Consider the following 14,959-nt stretch of genomic DNA (forward strand, 5'->3'; position numbering starts at 1 on the left):
AAGAAAGCTTGACCCCAGCACTCCGGTGCTCAGGTTCTCCTGGCTGCCGGATGCGCACGTCTGCGGTCTTCACCGGATGCGTACGACGGAACTCTCGGGCTTTCGGCAACGCTCGACCGAAGCGATGAAGCAGAAGGCGCGGAGGGGCGAACTCTTCCTCACCGTAGCGATCGGCTGTAAGCGCCAAGCTGACCCCATCTGGCGCCGCTTGAGGTGATGAGCGAGACATACTGACACTGAAGCAAGGAGCCGAGGAGCTTGCAGTGTCAATTTCTATGTCTGCGCCTATGCCTGATGATAGAAGTTTCCATGTTCTTGAAGCGGTTGCCAACCGACTGGAGGCAAGCCCGCAGCGTCCGCGCCGGCGCTGGTCGGCGGAAGCGAAGTCGCGGCTGATCGAGGCGACACTGAAGCCGGGCGCGAATGTATCGGCCATTGCCAGACAAGCGGGGATGGCGCCGGCCCAGCTGTTCGGCTGGCGGAGCAAGGCGATCACGCGCGCCGACAAGGCCTATGATGCGCAGGAGTTCGTCAATGAGAATGTCATGTCGCGCAGATCCGGTGAGCTTCATGCTTACTCTACTCCAGGATCTGCATTCCTTGCAGGACGACGCTCCAGACTGCCGCGTCGCTGCTCGACCCATAAGCGACAGCTGCGGACGTCCGGATCTGAAGGATGAACAACGGATCAGAACTGAGCTCGTTTAACGCATCGTGCGTGCTAATGGCCCTAGCCTCCCCAAAGGCGACCATCACGCGCCGGCCGCTGGTCTTCAAGTCGACGCACGCGAGTACGGCCCCGTCGGGTAGGCGCACCTCGAGCAAAGCGGTGGCGGTTGCGCCGGTGTAGGGGCGCGTCACGTCAATCGTGAGTTTGGTCGCTTTAACAAGATAACCCAGCGCCATCCTGATTGCGGTCGTAGAAATCTCTGGCCTGAGATTACTGCTCAAAACCCACTTGCCCTCATTAGCGTACTTATCCCGCCGCTTCGCAAACAGTGGCAGCACGTTCGACGTGGAGGTGGCGGCAGGCACCCAAGTTACATCATCACAGCCCAACAGTTCATTGCCCAGCGCCTCGACGTCCGGGAATGTCGGGCAATAGAGTGTGTCTCCATTCATGTAAGAGCCGCACAACATCACTCCGTCGAAAAACGTCCGATCGGAGTCTTCCCTAGCCGGAGCAGTGCAACGGAACACGGCTTCGCCACCGGCATTGTAAAGGATGGAGTTGGGGCGCATCACGCGGACCAGATTGCTCCTTATGAATAGCGACGTGCGCATGTAGAGTCTTGTAGGGCTCGCCTGATCGAAAGCCGCCACTTTCGGATCGGAAAAACGGTACGCCAGGAGGGAGTTGTGGGATTTGATGCGGCTGTTCTTGATTTTGGTGGTCGGCGTGCCGAACGTCCCGCTCAGGATTTGCTTGTTCGCTCTCGTATAACCGGCAATGACTGAATCGCGTATTTCTACCGTCTCAAGCGCGTCAATGGAGTTCATTTTGCGAATTATGCTGTTGTCTGAGAATACGAGCTGGCGGCAGCCGGTCCCCTGGGAGAATGCCGCGTAGTCGACACCCTCGAACTGCGCAAGTTCAATGAACTTGTCCACCTCCGTCTCGCCGGCGAAGTTGCTACCGTTATCTGTGAAATGCTGCCCTTGCATGACGTATAGGCCGCCCTCGCCAGTGCAGTGATTAAGAACGGCCTTCTTATAGCTTCCTATCCATGGCCGCCCGTTGCGGTTAATCGTACCGCCATCACGCTCCGACCAGCCGGAATCCGCCATGAAACGAAGGCCGTTGAACTCCATTGAAGCGGTTTCTTCGAAATTGTTGCTGCCTCGACTGCACGAAAGAATGCGCGGCGGACCGAGATACGTGCCGCTGGAAACAATGACGGGAAAATCGGAGTAGTAGCTGAATCGAAGAGGCTCCGCGATAGTCAAGTTAAGGCCATCAATCCCTGTGATCGTCACATACTCGAAGAAGAGCGTGGTGATGGGAAACCCAGCAACCTGCATGGCATAGCCGTAGATCAGGGCCCTCTTGCCCACAATGAAATCCGCGTTGCTCCCACCAGGGAGAAGAGTGATAGTCGTGCTGCCCGCCGGGACTGTATGAACTAGCGGTCCATATTCTAGCTGCGGGGAGAGAGCCTCCCACACGTTCTGCCCACCATTGTAGAAGATTGACGGAAAGACGAGGCATTGAAAGTTCGCAGCGTTACCAGAAACTCCAGTCACGGTTGCTCTGATGTTCTGGAACGCCGCATCATGCCCATCGATGATCAGGCTGTCGCGGATGCCGGTTAGAAAGTAAGGATTGGTGTAGGAGTATTTCTTTCCTGGCGCCAGCCGCAGATGAAGGCTGCCCCTTCTCCTCCCCCAGTTGCCCATCGCCGTCGCCGCGGTCGTCTCATCAACTGCGGCTGCCGCAATTGTAGTGCCCATGAAGCCGAACATTTCTGGTCTTGCAATCTCTTCTTCAATCTCCCACCATCCCCCATCAGCGGACTGCAAGTTGCCTCCGCAAGATGGCTCAAAAGCAACCTTCTTATACAGCGCTGCTCCCCCATCCCCTGCCGACGCATAGCCCTTGACACGAAGAAGGTTGACGTGACTTGGAATTGAAGTCGCCAATATACTGATGGCTGTATCAAAGACCGGGGTGTCCAAACGGGGTGAGGGTGATGCTATCGAGTCCAGATGCTTCGGAGCATGCGGCTCGTCCGCCTTCACAGACCTCATGGTCGAAAATGCGGTCATGCCGGCGAGAACGGAGCGTCTGCTAATGGAACGCATTCAACTCTCCCGTCGCCTGTTCCCTGCGAGCGATTTCTTGAGAGCTTGAGAGCGCCTAGAGTGCCCAATGAGCTCTGCATTTCAGGTCTGGCTTGAGGTCTCGACCCAGCCTGTGCCGAGTTTGTTGCTAAGTCTGTTAGTGCTCGTCAAAGGACTCACCAGGTTGGACAATTCGGAAACGTACGTCACTCTCAGGACCCTCAGTCGCGGCGCTCGCACTCTCGCTGGTCACATTGCGCATCCCTATCGGTTTTGCAGGATTTCCTGCAACAACTTCCCACGGCATGACGTTCTTAGTCACCACGGAGCGAGCCGCGACTACCGCTCCCTCTTCCACTGTGATTCCTGGGCCAACAAATGCCTCGGCGGCAACCCATGCACCTCTGCCGATATGAATCGGCGCTGTGACCAGAGGAAAGGACCGCTTGTTATAATCGTGGCTGGCCGAGCAAAGGTAGGCACGCTGACTGACAATTGCCCCTTCGTCGATACGGATTGGTGCTACGCAGTAGCAATCCACGCCGTCACCCATAACGCTGCGATCGCCCATGGTGAGATTCCACGGTGCCCAAACTACTGCCTGACGATACGGCATTGCTCCCTTGCCGATCACAGCACCAAAGCAGCGGAGCAGAAACCGACGCCAGCCGTGGCAAGTCCTCGGCGACGGCCTGAATAACAGAACGTAGATGATGCCCCAAAGTATTCGACCGATCTTGTTGGCAAAACCTGGTGGCGGGCGTTCCTCCAATGGAAGGCGACACGGCAGGGTCCCAAAATCCTTTTCCGAGCTAGCCAAGGCAGGAGACGGTTCGTGCTGCATCAACCCACTGGGCCCGTCGTGCGCATAAAATACCCGGACTGAGGATCAAGTGCCTTAACTGCAATCGCCGGGACACCGGACATTAGCTGGAATTCCTTTTTGGGAGCGCCTCTGAATACCGAGCCGGCTGCTAGTACAGTGCCATTCGGCATGTCGGCTCCCTTGAGAATTATCGAGCCACTTCCGACTAAGCAATAGTCGCCGATGTTCACCGGGCCGCATGCCTGAGCGTTAGCCGCGGTATCAATCGAGTGCGTGAGGACCTGAGAGCGGAACCCGGCAATAGTCGTGAACCGGCCAATGGACACACGGTCTGTGCAATCTATAATGTGACGCGACGTCAGCGAACTTCCTTCTTTCATGATTAGAGCAGAAACTCGGCTGGGACTATTCCGGAAGTGTGTCCGGTTGTTGCTCTCTGAGCCGAATATCCAGTTGAAGGTTCCAAGTTTGGTTCCTCTGGCGATCTCAAGCCGATCTAGGTTGCGAATGATAGTAAAATGGCCGATGCTGCTGCCCTCGTCCATGACGCACTGTGTTACAGCGACCAAGGCGATTCCGATACGGGAGGAGGGATGCAAATCATACCCAAGCCAACGGCGATACGCCCATCGACGAATGGCCCATGGGGTAAAGGGCGCGAGTAAAAGGAGGAGGATCGAGACAATCTTTCGAGAGCGCATTTGACGCCTAGAGCTGCTTCCTGACCGTCGCAGGTACGCCTGCAATTAATACGTTGGGAGGAAAAGTGCCGTGAACTACGCTATTCGCGCCGACAATGGAATTTGCTCCTATGGTCGTTCCTGGACCAATAAACGCCCCACGTCCGATCCAAACGTTTTCACCAATTTGGATGGGTGCCGACTTAAAACCGAGTCCGCGCGTGCCGAGTCCCGTTTCGAAGCGATGCGCCTGGTCTCGAATGGACACATACTCAGCGATAGAGGTGCGAGCGCCAATCGCAATTCGCTCAACCGCCACGAGTACGCAGCCTAAGTTAATGTTTACATCATCAGCTATGACGATTTCGGCGGCCCTGGCAGTCGCGAGATAGAGATCGTTGCCGAGCCGGCAGTTCTTGCCAAGGCTGATCCTGATCGGCACATGTAAACGATTTATCCGACCATAAATTGTTGTCGACCAGGGCGCGGTTTTATACCAGCCAAACAGCGTCAAATTGTAGTAGGCGAGGCGCGCCTTATAGAAGAGATGATCGAGCGCTCGGAACACCTTCTCCAGGGTCATGAGGCAATGGCCCTAATTAGCCTGTCACCATAAAGTTCCGCCGAAACGCGGCCGGCAGCTTCCACCGACCGCTCGGAAACGTCCTGCAGCTTGCCGGGATCTGCGAGTATCTGCTCGAAGATGCCTTGAATGGCGTCGATATCGCCGGCCTCAACGACGAAACCGTCGACAGCGTCAGTGACAATCGCCCCCGTTTGCCTCGTGACCAGACAAGGTAAACCGAAGCTCATCGCCTCATACACTACCATTGCTGAGCCTTCGAGATAGGAGGGAAGGATCAGCACATCGGCGTTCTGATATGCCGACTGCACTACGCCAAACGACTGAGGGCCCATCAGCCTGATTGATTTTCCGAGTCTCGCCGCAGTTTTCTTGTCCACCACTATTTTGCCCAGGGCCTCCACCTTAACTCGGTCGCCGAGCCTTTCGGCGACAACTGCCAAATCGTGAACGCCCTTGCGATAGTCGATGGCCCCGACGAACAGCACTCTTAGAGGCATCGTGCGGAGGGCGTAGTCGCGCTTTCTTGCAGGCGTCTTTGGCGTATATCCATACGGTACGAAGTGTATCTTGGCAGCAGGGCAGCCAGCCTTTACGAGCTCTTCCGTCACGTAGTCGGAAGGCGAAATGACGAGGTCAGCCAGGCGCCACTCCTCCTCCTCGCGTACCTTTAATTTCAATACATTCGCTTTCCGCTTCCGCACCATCTCGGAAGGCATTGCATCGGAGAGCCTCTCAAGCATCCGGTATTGACTTGCGCGAGGCGCCACGCACTGCTCAAGTACAAGCTTGGGTCTCGGACTGACGGTGTCGAAGGAACGGAACAGCTCGAGCGCGCCGGTGTCAAGTCCAAATACGACGTTAGGCTTTGCTCGCTTCAATCGTGCGATAGTCGCGCCCGTCAGCGCCTTCGTTGCCCAGATATGAGGGGCGGCCGAAAACGGTCCCATAATCCACATGGCCGCCCGGTAAAGCAGCCCCACCAATGGTGCGCCGTACACTTTCTCGGGCGGAAGCTCGGAAATAGCGTAGCGGCCGAGACGCCCTTTGCCGAATGGACGTGCCCAATTTGGTAGATAAAGGTCTGTTGCCATACCGGCCAAGGCCCCGTAACGATATAGAGAGCGAGCAATCTCGTAATCCCGGCGAGCCGTAATCTGCAACACAGCGACCCTGAAACCGTGGTCCGACGGGTGGCCTTCCACCAGCTTCACGGCACCGGCACAACGGTCTGCTTTGTGCTCAACACTCACCTGGAAAACCTCGAAAGGTAGGCGGGACTATAAAAAAGCATCCCTTCGCGCGTGCGTTTGAGAGAAGTCAAGTAGCCACTGAGGGCAAGAAAACCGAACAACGCGCAATAGGTGGCAAATCGGACCACCGGCGCTTGAATGTCATTTGAGACCGCAAGTACGATCGGGCCTAGCATCAGAACATACATCATCTCACCACTAAAGGATCGAAGGCGCCAATGTTCGAGTTTGCCTACGAAGGTCCCAAGCGCCGCAAATATTAGGCAGCCGAGATAGCCAAACTGGACATATGCCTGGGCGAAGCCCATCGGAGCAAGATAGAAATATCGGCTACGGTTCCATTCACTAAAATAGAAATCGTCGGCGTCAGCGCCTCCGACGTGCAAGGATTGCTTCAAATCGTTGCCAACCAGTCCAGCCGGTACGAATTGATTGACCAAGGCGTTGACGAAAATCGCTCCATACTCAAGCTGGCCTGTCTGGCTAGTCCGATGTACGAGGTAAGCAGCCGCTGCCATCTCGTTATTATCTTCAAAATTAATGAACTGGCTAAAGCGATGCCCGACGAAGCCTTCCTCTAGAGCTTCGCCACGAAACTTCGACGTCCGGATCTCGGGAAAGAGAACCACCGCCGCCATCATTACAAATACGACCGAGATTACGTACAATCGGCTTGGCCGAATTTTGTAGTACATTAGCAGGACGAACCCAGTTATAAACCCGAATTGAAGAATCTCTGAGCGCCTAAATAGTAGGAAAATGTTAGCCAACGGGTACATCGAAGCAAAAATCAAAAGACATAATATAGAGTTACTTTTCTTGTGCCAATACAGTATAAACAATAAGAGGATTGGCACGTATATGAATCTAGATATAAAAAGGTAGTATACCTCGCTTCCGCGCCAATCCAAGGTATAGCCGTCCATATCCAGGAAGAACTGAGACAGGCCACCCGCCTCCTGTGCGAGACCGATGACCCCAATATAGGAAATGATCACGAGGAATACCGAGATGTTGCGAATCCTCCTGTAGCGCAAGAGAGGAATATCAAGCGGAACGGAGGGGAACCGCCCGCCGGGTCGCACATAGTAGTAGCCGGCGAGGCATGCGAAATAGCACAGGCCCACCATTGCGGTCACGCGATCCGAAGTTTGCGCGTAGCGGTAGACTTCCGCCAGCCGAGAATCGGACAAAAGCAGGCCGGTCAGCTTGGGAAATACATAAGCAATATAAACGCTCGACAAAAGAAACGGAAGCCGGATCATCTGGACTCCGCCCGACTGGGTAAAAAAAATCCATAGGCACATGGCGACGGTACAAATCAACATCACCGCTGAGAAAGCGCTTAGCATATTGAGTTGCTCTCCATTGGCCTTGCCTCGCTGGGTCCTCGTGCAATTCTGCCAAGGACCGTGAGGTAATCTTGTGCCACCAGATAGGGCGCATGATACGCAGTGAAGCGACTGCCGGCCCGACTGTAACGGTCGTACTCGCGCCTGTCATTCAATAGCATCTTCATGGCAGCGGCGATTGCTGAGGGCTCATTTGGCCGGACGATCATACCGCAGGGACCGATCGCCTCTGGCAGCCCCCCCCCGTCCGTGCCTACCACTACGCAGCCGCTGGCGATTGCCTCGAGCGCAACGATACCGAAAGGCTCTGGCCAGCGAGAAGGAACCACCGAGATCCTGTGCCGTGCCACCATCCGGGCTAGCAATTCCCCGGTAAGCACGCCGGTAAAAGTTACGGTGTCCTGCAGACCAGCGCTCTTGACCCGCTGTTCCAGAGACTCGCGTTCGGGCCCGTCGCCGATAAGCGTGACGGTTGGCTCTATTTTTTGTGCCTTTAGGATTTTCAACGCGTCGACCAAGTCTGAGCAGCCCTTTTCGGGTATCATGCGGCCGACGAAAACGATGTCTCTGTCTTTCTCTAGTGCCGGCCTGAAAAGCTTAATATCAAAAGGGTTTCTGATCACGATCCCGCTGCCTTGATCGGCACGCATAAACCCGCGGCTGGTATAGACGTTTTGCGCTCGGGACGAAATCCATCGCTTCAGCTTCAGCGCTATCAAAGAAGGCAACGAGTGATGGACCCTTTGAGGAGGCCATCGCTCAAGATAGACGTGGTGCGATATCACGAATGGTCGCCGTAACAACAGCAGCGCCGGGGCGGCGCGGAGACTTACGCCAATCAACACGGCAACCTCGCTTTCGCGGCCCAATCGGAGAAGATCGATGAAAGTCGGCCGGCGCACGACGCGATAAGGTTCTCTCGCAATGCCTTCGCCAAGTGTGCGGGTTGCCACGACTATCTCGTGGCCGGCGCGGCAAAACTCTTCGACCAAAAGTCGGACAACTTCTTCTGTCCCACCAACGCTTGGCGGAAACACATGAGAATAGACTAGAATTTTCATCTGACTCTAATCAATTTCGTTCGAGGCAAGCTGAGGTCCAGCAACAGTCCATCTCAATCACTTATTCAGAATTTTTTCTATATATTTCAGCCATCTCTCGCCATAAATCCGCTTGGAAAACCGCTCCGAGGTTTTGTAAGATGCCTCCGACGCAGCCGACCATTCTGCCTCGTTTAGCAGAAGGCGATCGACTGCCTGAGCGGCACCTTCGATGTCACCGCAGCTGACCAGCGTCCCGGCCGGCGACCGGCACCATTCGCTTACCCCCCCCACATCGTAGGCGACAACGGGAGTGCCAAGTGCAAAGCTTTCGGGCCCGATTCGCCCGAACGCTTCGTCCCACTTGCTGCACATGAGCGTTGCCGCACATTTATCGAGAAGTTTGTCACGATCCTGCACCGATATCCAGCCATGAAAAACTACGCGATCAAGGACCCCCTGACTTGCAGCAAATCGTTCTGCGGTCGCAAGTTCCGGGCCATCGCCAACAATATGGAGAACTTGCGCAGCCTTTGAGCGTTTGAAGATACGGATCGCGTCCAGAACGCCCTTGCTCGCTGAAACTCGCCCAACAAAGATGATGTCACGCGACGGAGGAAGCCGATATCTTAGTTGCGGGTTCGGGCAAGGCGGATAAAAGACTTCTCCGCCGCGACAGTGCCTCTTGAGGCAAGCTGAACTATTCGCGGCAAAATTTTTGAAGCAGCGAATCAGCGCCATGTCCAGGCGACGATTCATTACCTTTAAAACTTGGCGATACTCCGAACTGTCGCGCAAGCAGCCCTGTTTCCTGTTCACTGCTAGGCAGGAGAGCCCCACCCTTCGGTGGCATATGGTCGACGAGTTTGGGAGGAAGCGTGTTCCTGCGGGGCAGGTCAAAATTGTGTCCAGCCTAACGAAGACCAGCGGCCGCCAAAGCTGCGCAAGCAGGAAGACGAGGCGCGGCCTTTCGCCGACCACGATCAAAAAATCTTGGCTGGCCAACAGCTTGAGAGTTCTTCGCCAGAGTTGGACAAATCCTTTTCCACGAGAACTATTTTCTAAGTTCAACACCTCGATGCCACCTTCGGCGTCCTCGGCCGGAGTGTACTTAGCCTGGGTTAAGACGGTAACGCTTGCACCCGCTTTGGAAAGTATGTCTGCTAAAATCCCGACACTGATGTTTCCTCCGAACCGGCCGCCCCATTCAGACACAAATAGACCTATCCTGAGGCCGCGAATTCGGTCAGCGCTTTGCATTCAATTTTCCTGCACAGATCTGGAGATCAGCCTTACACTATCGCGCGCCCCTTCGGAGACGATATGAAATTTTCTGCCCCAGAGTCCTGATCCCGTTGATCGATTGGCGGTATTGTGTGGCCAACCTGTAAGCGTCTGGAGACGCGATAACCTTGTTCTGGTAGTCCAGCACCGCTTTGCCAGATTGCCCAGCGATTTCCGCCGCCTGCTGAGGATCACTTTCGATGAAGAGCATGGCACCAGGGTCGCGGCGGTAAACGTCGGCCTTAAAGCTAGAATGGAGGTTCAGCTTTCTGCGCTCGGTCGCAGAGGGGACATCCAGCATGATCAGCTTTTCGAACGATACTCCGCGCGCCACGAGCCATTCCTCCGTCTCGCTGCGATAGCGTTCCAACCGGCTCGTGACGACAGCCCTCACGGAAACGCTCGGCAGAGCTAGGCGTCGAGCATTCTTAATAAACAGACGATAGTTTCGGCCGTCATCGTTTTCCTCCTTAGTCGGGTCGGCACAAAGTACGCCATCCATGTCCAGAAGCGACTTCTGCATTATCCATGAGTGCAGCAGGTTCCATTCGAAGGCTCTTGGAAACGCACATTCCTCTAACACCATATCGACATACTTCGACCACCCTTTTGAACCATAGACGGCGAGAAAGCGCGCTTGGATGTGTGGGGCCCCGGTCTCCAGCTTCTTTCGCGCTTTCACGGCCGCGGTCCCCAAGTGAACACTGTCATCAATAACGAGTGCAGTCTTGTAGTCTCGGACGGAGGGGGACCAATTGGGCAATGGTCGGCTGTCCCCGTGACCCATGACGTGCCCTCCGAGAAAACCGTCGAGATCTGCGACAGGTTTGTTGAGCAGTGCCGAAAGTACTAAGGATGGATACATTCCGCTCCGCGGTATGCCAAGAATTATATCGAAGTTCGACTGGTCAAGACGGTATATTTCCCTATGAAGAAGCTGGTTGAGATCATGGAAGCTACGAAACTGCATTGGATTTCGTTCCGCCAATACCCATATTGATCCAGCCGTGATCGTAACCACGCACCTCTTCGGCTGATAGCCGACCGCAGTCTGCGAACCCCACGCGCTCAAAAACCTCGATGAGATACCGCTCGGAGAAGAGCGCTAGGTGCCAGTTATGATGACCAGGGGTTCCGCGCCCGTCGCCATAGGAAAATATCCTTCCAGCCGCCCATTTGGCCGGATCACGTTCTTCGTTGAAGCGATACCAGCCATCCTTCTCGATATCGTTCGGCTTTTGCTCTTCTGCCATCACGAAAGCGCGACAGATCTCGAGACCGTTGGGAACCCATATCTCCAAACGTCCCCCGGGCTTCAAAATACGCCGCCATTCAGCAAGAACACTCTCAGTCTTATACCAAGGGATGTGTTCGAGCACATGACTTCCATAAACAAGATCAAAAGTATTATCAGGAAAGGGGAGTTTCGTAGATGCGTCGGCCACATAGTCGACGTTAGGCCACCATACCACGTTGAGCGACTCGAATCCTTCTATACGCTTCGGGCCAGGGCCGATTTCTAAGAAACGCTTAGGCCGATCGCGATAGCGGCGTTTGCTAACTTCATTTAGGCCAGCCCTATAAATGAAACCAACCAGGGACGGCATCCAGTTTTTCGCTATAGTTTTTATCGAGGCAGACACTCTTAATCACCTTTCTGCAGCGGCCGACCAAAGAAAACCCTGATCGATCGCGTAAGTCTACGACGTTGAACGGGATAAAACACGCTTGCTGCGGTTGTGGCTAGTACAAAGCTGAGGCTGTACAGCGCACCTTTAGAAACAAGCGCTAGGATTGTAAGCTCCGGAAAAGGCAGTTCAACCTGAGAGCAGACCGCTAAAGAGACAAGCGCTCCCAGAATGGGCCACGAAATCGCATGATAGACCTCGTAAGTGCTTATGGGTAGGCGCCTAGCAGAAAACACCGTGCAAAGGGGCGTAAGCAGCGTAAAGGTTGCAGAATAAGCCAATGCAACACCGGACGCACCCCAAAGAAGCCCGATCCCCATCGAGCAGATCAGCAACGGCACTGAAAAGGCCGCCCAAATTGCCATATCCTTAGTGTTGCCCGTTGATATCCACAGCCAGCCTGTCGAGCTCATGACTGGCTGCGCGAACATTCCGATCGACAACGCCATGAATATGGGAATGGATTTGGTGAAATTGGGACCCAAGACGATCGTTATTAGTTCTGGCGCAGCAAATATGAGAAATGAGGCCAAAGGAGCAGTTATAAACGTCAATATTAGCAGCGCATCCATATAAAGCTGTCGCCATTCGGCTTCTCGCGACTGCAGCCTACTCAAAGATGCGATGATCGCAGTTCCGGCCGGTCCGTTTACCAGCTGTAAAGGCATCGACATGATCGCGTATGCCCGTGAATAGTAGCCCAATTCGACAGTTCCGAAACGCCAACCAATAAGCAGGTTGTCGGCGTATCTATGGGCGTAGTTAATGACACTGAATACCGTAAGAAAGAGTCCGAACCGAAGGGACGGCAGCCCGGAGCGCCAGCGCGTGGTGAGCTTCGGCCGCCAGGCCGAGGTGAACCAGTACATCATCGACTGAAGCCCCGCAGCTAGCAACGACTGCACAGCGAGTGCCCAGTAGCCGATGTCCGTTGTAAGTACGAGAGTGATTGCGACCACAGCGCTCGCGAGAGTCGATAGGAGGCTGATACCCTGAAGAGAGGTCCATCGCATCCACCGCTGCAGGAGAGCGCGATGCAAAAACCCAATCGCCGTCAGCGGCAACGTCAACGACGTGAGTAGAAGGAGGTTTGCAATCCTTTTGTCGGCGAACAACATCGAAACCATCGGCGAACTGACTGCTATCAGCAAGAACAAAAAAAGCGCGAAGATATTGCCGACGATCCAAAGCACGCTCAAGGTCTCGTCCTCGACGTTCTCCGGCTGAACCACGGCAGCCGACAATCCCATGTCCTGCAGCAGCATCGCGAAGGCGGTGATCGTCGTAGCAATGGCAACCAGTCCGAAATCCGACGGTTGCAGCACGCGCGCCATAACCCCGATGCTCACCAAGGAAATTCCAATGCGAGTTAGTTGCGAGGCCAGAGCAAGAATCCCGCCGTAGGCGGTCCTCCGCCCCAAACCTTGGGTCATATCTATGTCTTGGAGCTGCGCGTTGCGGGCTCCTTCAGCAGCACTCATCGCTCTGTGACTCCGGTACACCGAGATCGACCCACTGGGGACGCTCAGCGTCACCGAGGAGCCAAGCGTAAAGATCGGCATGCTTGCGTGCAACGCCTTCCCAAGAAAATGACCGTTCCACCAACCTCCTTCCGTTTCGGCCATAGTCGGAAATATCGGCACTGGCCAGAAACTGCCCAAGGCAGGCAGCAAGTTCAACCGGATCAGGGGTTATCTCAATGGCAGCCCGGTGGTCAAAGGCCTCGGGGAGGTTGCAGGCTCTAGTGATGAAGACAGGCAACTCGTGAGCGCACGCCTCTAGCACCCCCATCGGAAGACCTTCCGAGTGCGAGGCCAGAATGAATGCGCTTGACTGCGAGAGCAACCGACCCTTGGCGGCGCCGTAGTGTGGCCCATGAAATTCGACGTCCTTCTCCAAAGACAGCCTGACCACGAGATGGCGCAAGGCCGGCAGATGGCCTCCATCGTCCCATCCCGCAATCACAAGCCGCCACTTCTGCGCGGTGAGCGGGGAGTGGACCTTCAGCTTCGCCCAAGCCTCAATGGTCTCCTGCACCCCCTTCTTGGGATGAATCCGCCCCAAGAACAGCAATACTTTGCGCTGGTCGAGACCTGGCCATTGATGGATAGGTCCGTCTCCTTTGAGTACTGGAATGTCCACTCCGTTCGGCATGATCGCAATCGGCTTTCTCAGGCCGACCTGCCGCATCGCCTGGGCTTCCGCAGCCGCAAGGGCGTGAAGACAGGCGGCACGGCGCAGATTCCTATCTTCAAAAAGCAGGCGAGCGATTTGCTTGCGCCGCGAGCTATTGCGCAGCGCCCAGGGGTCCAGCATACCTCGGGGCGAGATGACGACTGGCCGCCCCGAACTTGCGCCCCAGCGAAGGCAGACAATCGAGGGAAACGTCCAGAGACCGTGCAGATGCAGCAGATCATGATTGGATTTGCGGACGGCATGCGACATTCCAGGCGAATACCCTAGTGCTGCTGGGCCGACGCGAGGAAAAGCAACAACGGACACCGGCGCCCAGGCTGCAAAATCGGCAGCCGAATGTTCGTCCTCCAAGCCGTACACAGTGACTCGATGGCCGAGCCGATGAAGGCCGAGTGCGCTGGCGCGGACCGATTCGAAGAGACCGCCAGCTCGGCGGGAGATGCTGGAAGTTATGATACCGATGTTCATCATTCCGTGTCGGCCCACCACCTGCCAGCCGCTTCTTGTGAATTGTTCTTCAAAAATAGAACCTGCCCAGCTTTGCGGAGCGGCTTCGCGAAAAACGCGAAGTCAAGCGTTCCGGAGCTCAGCCATTTGCGTCGCGAATCTAGTGCTTCGAGATTGTGCCGGATGCGGGACCTTATACCACCGGTGCTCGCGCCACCCTGCATCATGTCCACAATTGTGTGTTCAACCAGCGCGTTGCTGAAGCCGTGCAGTTCGACCGCTCTCAGCATCCAATCGTAATCCGATGCCACCTTGAGGCTGAGGTCGAACGTGCCGACCGCTTCCGCCACTTTCCGCCTGACGTAGAACGTCGGATGGGCCGGCATCCAACCGGTGCGAAAACCTTTGGCCGGCTTGGGAGCAGCACGCCACCGGCGCACGACCCGCTTGCTCACATGGTCTTCGACAAAATCCAGGTCGCCATGCACTATATCAGCCTGTTCGAGCCCTTCCGAGATGCGTCCAAGGGCCGTGAGGTCATGAAAGCAATCATCTGAATTCAGCACGCCCACCGCGTCACCGGTATAGAGGCGCAGCGCCTTGTTGAGCGCATCATACATTCCGCTGTCGGGTTCGCTGATCAGCCGAATCTCGTCCTGTGGGTAGGACCTGACTATTGCCAGCGTCTCGTCTGACGATCCGCCATCGACCACCACCAGTTCTTTTTCTGCATGGTTCTGGGCAAAGAAGCTGTCGATCGTATGCTTGATGGTCGCGGCCGAGTTCCGGCAGACCGTCAGAACCGAGACCTTCATGTCAATCCGGTCCG

The 14,959-nt window shown here is 55.5% G+C and carries 13 protein-coding genes and 1 pseudogene; 2 read left to right on the forward strand and 12 right to left on the reverse strand.

Annotation, left to right across the window (positions count from 1 at the left end; translation table 11 throughout):
• Together NKH60_RS30270 and NKH60_RS30275 are read left to right on the forward strand one after the other, a co-directional pair.
• Positions 1–217 (forward strand): annotated as a pseudogene (locus NKH60_RS30270) (hypothetical protein); the annotation flags it as partial.
• 70 nt (positions 218–287) lie between these two features.
• The gene (locus NKH60_RS30275; protein ID WP_352874447.1) at positions 288–680 is read left to right on the forward strand and encodes a transposase; all 393 of its coding nucleotides are present in this window, start codon (positions 288–290) and stop codon (positions 678–680) included.
• Here NKH60_RS30275 and NKH60_RS30280 read toward each other — a convergent pair.
• The 12 genes from NKH60_RS30280 to NKH60_RS30335 all read right to left on the reverse strand — a co-directional run bounded on the left by NKH60_RS30280 (position 580) and on the right by NKH60_RS30335 (position 14,945).
• Complete coding sequence (locus NKH60_RS30280; RefSeq protein ID WP_352874448.1) at positions 580–2,802, reverse strand: hypothetical protein; 2,223 nt, start codon at positions 2,800–2,802, stop codon at positions 580–582. The genes NKH60_RS30275 and NKH60_RS30280 overlap by 101 nt on opposite strands.
• 136 nt (positions 2,803–2,938) lie before the next feature.
• Positions 2,939–3,352 carry a putative colanic acid biosynthesis acetyltransferase gene (locus tag NKH60_RS30285; protein ID WP_352874449.1) on the reverse strand — a complete coding sequence of 138 codons (414 nt, stop codon included), beginning with the start codon at positions 3,350–3,352 and terminating at the stop codon, positions 2,939–2,941.
• Positions 3,353–4,315: 963 nt separating this feature from the next.
• The gene (locus tag NKH60_RS30290) at positions 4,316–4,870 is read right to left on the reverse strand and encodes an acyltransferase (protein ID WP_352874450.1); all 555 of its coding nucleotides are present in this window, start codon (positions 4,868–4,870) and stop codon (positions 4,316–4,318) included.
• Positions 4,867–6,084: a glycosyltransferase family 4 protein gene (locus NKH60_RS30295; protein ID WP_352874451.1), complete on the reverse strand. Its 1,218-nt coding sequence runs from the start codon at positions 6,082–6,084 to the stop codon at positions 4,867–4,869. Before NKH60_RS30295 ends, NKH60_RS30290 begins: the two co-directional genes overlap by 4 nt.
• A 35-nt stretch (positions 6,085–6,119) precedes the next feature.
• On the reverse strand, positions 6,120–7,388 hold the full coding sequence (locus NKH60_RS30300; protein WP_352874452.1) for an oligosaccharide repeat unit polymerase: 1,269 nt from the start codon (positions 7,386–7,388) through the stop codon (positions 6,120–6,122).
• An 80-nt stretch (positions 7,389–7,468) separates the two neighbouring features.
• Positions 7,469–8,536, reverse strand: coding sequence for a glycosyltransferase family 4 protein (locus tag NKH60_RS30305; protein ID WP_352874454.1), 1,068 nt, complete (start codon positions 8,534–8,536; stop codon positions 7,469–7,471).
• A 57-nt stretch (positions 8,537–8,593) separates the two neighbouring features.
• Positions 8,594–9,775, reverse strand: a complete 1,182-nt coding sequence (locus NKH60_RS30310) for a glycosyltransferase family 4 protein (RefSeq protein ID WP_352874455.1) — start codon at positions 9,773–9,775, stop codon at positions 8,594–8,596.
• A gap of 37 nt (positions 9,776–9,812) precedes the next feature.
• Positions 9,813–10,481 (reverse strand): hypothetical protein, encoded by a 669-nt coding sequence (locus NKH60_RS30315; RefSeq protein WP_352874456.1) that lies wholly within the window; start codon positions 10,479–10,481, stop codon positions 9,813–9,815.
• Positions 10,482–10,755: 274 nt separating this feature from the next.
• Positions 10,756–11,442, reverse strand: a complete 687-nt coding sequence (locus NKH60_RS30320; protein WP_352874457.1) for a class I SAM-dependent methyltransferase — start codon at positions 11,440–11,442, stop codon at positions 10,756–10,758.
• 2 nt (positions 11,443–11,444) lie between these two features.
• Entirely contained in the window at positions 11,445–12,968 is a 1,524-nt protein-coding gene (locus NKH60_RS30325; RefSeq protein ID WP_352874458.1) for a lipopolysaccharide biosynthesis protein, read from the reverse strand.
• Positions 12,955–14,151 carry a glycosyltransferase gene (locus tag NKH60_RS30330; RefSeq protein ID WP_352874460.1) on the reverse strand — a complete coding sequence of 399 codons (1,197 nt, stop codon included), beginning with the start codon at positions 14,149–14,151 and terminating at the stop codon, positions 12,955–12,957. The genes NKH60_RS30325 and NKH60_RS30330 overlap by 14 nt, the downstream gene beginning before the upstream one ends.
• Positions 14,151–14,945: a glycosyltransferase family 2 protein gene (locus NKH60_RS30335; protein WP_352874461.1), complete on the reverse strand. Its 795-nt coding sequence runs from the start codon at positions 14,943–14,945 to the stop codon at positions 14,151–14,153. The genes NKH60_RS30330 and NKH60_RS30335 overlap by 1 nt, the downstream gene beginning before the upstream one ends.
• Positions 14,946–14,959 lie beyond the last annotated feature (14 nt).

The organism is Mesorhizobium sp. M1006 (genome assembly GCF_040318825.1).
GTDB lineage: Bacteria > Pseudomonadota > Alphaproteobacteria > Rhizobiales > Rhizobiaceae > Mesorhizobium.

What these genes read in the sequence shown, in the direction of transcription:
- NKH60_RS30305 (WP_352874454.1), bottom strand. Translation starts at nt 8,536, where the DNA reads ATGAAAATTCTAGTCTATTCTCATGTGTTTCCGCCAAGCGTTGGTGGG.
- NKH60_RS30325 (WP_352874458.1), bottom strand. Translation starts at nt 12,968, where the DNA reads ATGAGTGCTGCTGAAGGAGCCCGCAACGCGCAGCTCCAAGACATAGAT.
- NKH60_RS30310 (WP_352874455.1), bottom strand. Translation starts at nt 9,775, where the DNA reads ATGCAAAGCGCTGACCGAATTCGCGGCCTCAGGATAGGTCTATTTGTG.
- NKH60_RS30335 (WP_352874461.1), bottom strand. Translation starts at nt 14,945, where the DNA reads ATGAAGGTCTCGGTTCTGACGGTCTGCCGGAACTCGGCCGCGACCATC.
- NKH60_RS30300 (WP_352874452.1), bottom strand. Translation starts at nt 7,388, where the DNA reads ATGATCCGGCTTCCGTTTCTTTTGTCGAGCGTTTATATTGCTTATGTA.
- NKH60_RS30290 (WP_352874450.1), bottom strand. Translation starts at nt 4,870, where the DNA reads ATGACCCTGGAGAAGGTGTTCCGAGCGCTCGATCATCTCTTCTATAAG.
- NKH60_RS30275 (WP_352874447.1), top strand. Translation starts at nt 288, where the DNA reads ATGCCTGATGATAGAAGTTTCCATGTTCTTGAAGCGGTTGCCAACCGA.
- NKH60_RS30285 (WP_352874449.1), bottom strand. Translation starts at nt 3,352, where the DNA reads ATGGGCGATCGCAGCGTTATGGGTGACGGCGTGGATTGCTACTGCGTA.
- NKH60_RS30280 (WP_352874448.1), bottom strand. Translation starts at nt 2,802, where the DNA reads ATGCGTTCCATTAGCAGACGCTCCGTTCTCGCCGGCATGACCGCATTT.
- NKH60_RS30330 (WP_352874460.1), bottom strand. Translation starts at nt 14,151, where the DNA reads ATGAACATCGGTATCATAACTTCCAGCATCTCCCGCCGAGCTGGCGGT.